4 protein-coding genes are annotated in these 4,570 nt (G+C 38.2%); all 4 read left to right on the forward strand.

Features of this window, described 5'->3' with window-relative positions:
• The first annotated feature begins 559 nt into the window (after positions 1–559).
• The 4 genes from OH459_RS27715 (at position 560) to OH459_RS27750 (ending at position 4,178) form a co-directional block, all read left to right on the forward strand.
• Entirely contained in the window at positions 560–787 is a 228-nt protein-coding gene (locus OH459_RS27715) for a hypothetical protein (protein WP_017819293.1), read from the forward strand.
• A gap of 744 nt (positions 788–1,531) precedes the next feature.
• Positions 1,532–2,005 carry a hypothetical protein gene (locus tag OH459_RS27730; protein ID WP_017819291.1) on the forward strand — a complete coding sequence of 158 codons (474 nt, stop codon included), beginning with the start codon at positions 1,532–1,534 and terminating at the stop codon, positions 2,003–2,005.
• A gap of 139 nt (positions 2,006–2,144) precedes the next feature.
• Entirely contained in the window at positions 2,145–3,386 is a 1,242-nt protein-coding gene (locus OH459_RS27740; RefSeq protein WP_061011149.1) for a hypothetical protein, read from the forward strand.
• 147 nt (positions 3,387–3,533) lie between these two features.
• Positions 3,534–4,178 carry a hypothetical protein gene (locus tag OH459_RS27750; RefSeq protein ID WP_017819287.1) on the forward strand — a complete coding sequence of 215 codons (645 nt, stop codon included), beginning with the start codon at positions 3,534–3,536 and terminating at the stop codon, positions 4,176–4,178.
• The last annotated feature ends 392 nt before the right edge of the window (positions 4,179–4,570 follow it).

Raw genomic sequence — 4,570 nt, forward strand, 5'->3', positions numbered from 1 at the left:
AGCTCAAATGACCATTACTTCTGTATCACTATTATGTAATTAATGTGAGAATTAACTTTCTGATACATTAGAGTTCTTCACTCGCCGTCAGAGGTTTATATGATAAATATTTATAAAAGATTAGTAATGCTAAGTTGTGTAACATCTACAGTTGAACAAGGAGGACATTTCTCAAAAATCGAGCTAATCCTCGAACAATTAGAATCTGAGCCAGAGGAAGTCCAATTAGCCAGTAAAGACTTGTTCCTAGAAATACTGAGTTTAAAGAGTTCATGGAGTAGTGAATCACATCAATATTACGTGGACGTATGCAATAAGCTTAAAATGGTTTTAAAGCCATATTACCCAGATTAAAGAGCAGTGAGCTCTAACAAACTGTTTAAGAGTGATTCGCAACGCGTGGCATTTTTACCATGCGTTGGTTTAAGTGATTAAGGTGGTATGCGGGAGCTTCGGTATTGCGTTGCTCACACCTTAACAGGGCGTTAGTTTTCAGTTGCATAACCACTATGTGCTTAATATCATACTTTTCTTTGGTCACGTATTGGAAAGCGGAAAAATGATTTTAGGCATTAATGCAGAAGACGGTGTATTCTTTATTTACCCTTTAGATGAGGATTTGAACGGACAGTTTCTAATTCAAGTTGACTCTCAAGAAGAAGCTGAACGGGTGAAAACTGCCATAGAAAATAGACTTATGCTATCACCGATTGAATCTACAGATTCATTCACATTATTGCGTGTAAGCGCTGAGACTCCTATCTACACCATACACTGTGAGGGTTAACTAGGATCTAACTAAAGGCGAATAAGGTGTAACGCTGAATCTTAAAACTAACAATCTGTTTAAGAGTGATTCGCAACGCGTGGCATTTTTACTATGCGTTGCGTTTTGTATTTAAGGTGGCATGCAGGAGCTTCGGTATGGCGTTGCTCACACCTTAACAGGGCGTTAGTACGGGTTTGGCATTAAAGGTCATAAGCTTTGGTGTTTATCTGTTTTGGCGCTCGTCTTTACACCTTTCAGTTAGTGCTTTTCACGTTCTTTCCGGTGGCACTATATGTGAAGTGTTCGCTTTGATTTCACCGTTTACGGTTTCTAACTCTTAGCCTATTTCTTTGGCGCTTCTTCATTTTCGTGGTGGCTTTTGAGAGAACCTTGATTATTTTGGGTGTGGCTGTTGAAGTACGAGGAAAGAATCCTTTTCTAATTTGAAGCCAATGAAAGTAGGGCAGTTCAGTGCGTTTTTCTTCTAGCCAACTCTCGTCTCTCTATCGATTTTAAGTTTTGTAGCTGCCCGTCTCACTTCAGTGTTCAAAGCCTTTCATATCATGCCATTTTTCAATATCTTGGAGCGCATAAATAGAAGTAGCGCATGTACTAACAAATTGCTTAAGAGTGATTCGTAACGCGTGGCATTTTTACTTTGCGGTGGCTTATGGTGATTAAGGCGCTGTGCGGTAGCTTTTGTATTGCGTTACTCACACCTTAGCAAGGCGTTAGGCTAATAAAATAATAATGAGGAAAATAATGAAAAATAAAATTTTAACGTTAACAACGTTAGTTGTAGCTTGTTCAGTAAATGCTCAAAATGTTATCACCACTTCTTTTGGCGATTTTCAAATTGAAGCTGATGGCTTGTACTACCAATCATATAAACTCAACGGTAAGTCGTTAGGTAATAGTGAGTTTCTGGAAGTTGATGGTCAGCTACTAGGTATGTCTGATGACTCCAATTATATTGTTTTACGTGGCGTTACTGGTGGCAGAGGGTGTGCAGAGGTTTTGTCGATTGTGAAACTATCTGAAGGAGAGGCTTCTTTTAGTCCTGCGCTGAATGCATGTGGTGGGGTCGATAATGTCGAGTTTAACAACGGTGTTGTTACCGTAACCGCATTCGAAAGAGATGAAACCACAAAAATTGAATATTTGGTAGAAGGTCGCAAGGTTTTAGAAAACGGTAAGAGTATGTTAGTTAAACATAAGTTCGCAGAAAATAATTAGCCTAACAAACTGTTTAAGAGTGATTCGCAACGCGTGGCATTTTTACTATGCGTTGCGTTTTGTGTTTAAGGTGGTATGCGGCGGCATTGGTATTGCGTTGCTCACACCTTAACAGGGCGTTATATTTTTAGAGGGAAATATGAAAGTAACAGTAAATATTCACGATGAAGAGCACCGACAGCTATTAAAAAAGTATCCTAAGAGTGATACTTTAGAGAACCTAACTAAAGGAGATTTTTATCTCGGAGCTGACTTTCTTGTTTACTTCTTATTTGGTGAGCAAAGCGAGTCTCGTATAGGGTTTAAGACATTCAATGATTTAAAATTAAAAGTCGATAGCCGTTGGGGGATGTTCAATGATTATATTGATAGAGAGTCAGAATTTCTATGCGCACACCAAGAAGCAGATGAAAGTGCATTTCCACGATCAATATCTGAAGGAGTTGGAATCGGAGTTTCTTTAGCTGTCATTAGTAAAACTCATAACCTGACTCATGCTGACTGGGTGAAAATACCGGAAACCAACATTGTTAAGACATTAGACTTCCAAATTGCAAGTGATGGTAATCAATTTTTGCAAGTTGAATCTAAAGGTACATTCAAAGGCGTTTCGAAAAGTAACATGGTTAGTTCAATTCTCGAGAAGAAGACTGCACAAAGAGCTGAGAAAAATACTAGTTACCTTTATGGTGTTGTTACCTCATTCTATCAAGATAAAGCGACTAAACCTGAAGCTACAGTTTTAGATCCTGAACCCATAAAGTTTGAATATGAACCATATAAGTTTAAGGTTTTGACTAGATTGAACTATTATCTGAGTTTATTAAGAGTTATATCTAGTTCGCATTTGCTCACATCACTCTATGCGAGAATAAAAACTATCGAACTGGTTGATAATATTTCTATATTTTCGTTGAAACCACTTGAGACTATGTCTGGGAAAGAATTTACTTATCCAGTTTCTCTAAAGAAAAAAAAGAAGAACTATACAGTTGAAGGCATCGAAAACTGTACGGGTGATTTTTTAGAAATTGATGGTGATTTTATTTTCCTAGGCTTTGATGACCGTGTGATAAATTGCTTGATTCAACAAGATTTTGATTCAATAGTGAATCTGTCTTTTGAAGAAAACATAAAAAGTGCAGAAGGTGAAATAAAGAATAAAAAAGATCAAGTGATAAAAGTTGCTGGTGAATTACTCTACGCAAGCTCTGGCTTGATAATTGGTAGATTTTACAATTTTACGGACTCAAACAATAAAGATCACGAAGGAATAGCCATCGACCAAAGCTTCACGTCATACTCTAAATTTTCATCAATACTATCAAGCGGAGTTGGACAGTCCATGATAACTGATGAGGATTTTGAATATCAAATATAACAAACTGTTTAAGAGTGATTCGCAACGCGTGGCATTTTTACTATGCGTTGCGTTTAGTGTTTAAGGTGGTCTGCGGCAGCTTCGGTATTGCGTTGCTCACACCTTAACAGGGCGTTATACCTCTATCGATAAGGAGAACTTTTTAAAGTGGAGTATTTGACAAAGTTTGGAGCTAAATCTGGAGGGGTTGCTCTACTCATTTTTGGAATTTATGGTTTTTTTGTAAACCTTTTCATTGGGTCTATTTGGGGCTTCTCTGAACCTTTGTCTGACGACACGATGGCAGCAGCCACAGGACCATTGTCTGTAGTAACTTTTGCATTATTTATGTTATCAGCACTCGTATTCGTCGCAATAGTAACAAGGTTAGGAACAAGACCCGTTGACCTAAGCGACAAGACCAAGTTGTTTATGCGATTTACGGTTAGAGTAGTTGAGGCTACTGTTGTTATGGGGTTAGGCATTATTGGAGCGTTGGTAGGGTTAGCTATTTCTGCTCATTTTCTTGACACTATTCAGTGGGTAAGCGTTTCCCCTCATCCGATTCTTTATGCTTTAGCTGCAATGATCTTTGCAATAACTTTTCCTTTTGTGGTCTTGATTATCAGTTTGTTTGATCACTCCCGTACATACAGGATGACACTTAATATAGCTAGTGGGGTTTATGTTCTATTCGTAGTTGGTCTGTTTGTCTTAGCTGGACTCTACGAAGCAGTTGCTTATTTGGGGGTAGTAATGAGCGGATTTCTTATTGCCCAATCCGTAAGAACTAGGTTTGCAACCGAGGTATAACAAACCGTTTAAGAGTGACTCGGCACGCTTGGCATTTTTGCTTTATTTTAGCCGTGTGATTACGGTGTCTATTTTAAGTTAGGTGAATGCCTCGCACCTTAACGGGGCGTTATGTTTTTAATCAACTCCAAGGATTTAGGAGGGTAAAGTGATAAGTCTATTTGAAATGGAACCTAGTTGTTTTGACCTCTTTCGTGAAAACTTTATACGAGAATACGCTGGTTCTATCAGCTCCAATTATGGCTACTCTGAAAGGAAATCTTTTGAGTTCGCTTCCCTAGACTTCGAGATGAGACTACCTAATAAGCTTGATACTGACGGTAACTATGTTTGTTCGATTAAATTGGGGGAGCTATCTATAGGTCATCTTTGGTACATAGAGAGTGTAGAAA

This window comes from Vibrio sp. MM46 (genome assembly GCF_027587135.1).
Taxonomy (GTDB): domain Bacteria; phylum Pseudomonadota; class Gammaproteobacteria; order Enterobacterales; family Vibrionaceae; genus Vibrio; species Vibrio harveyi.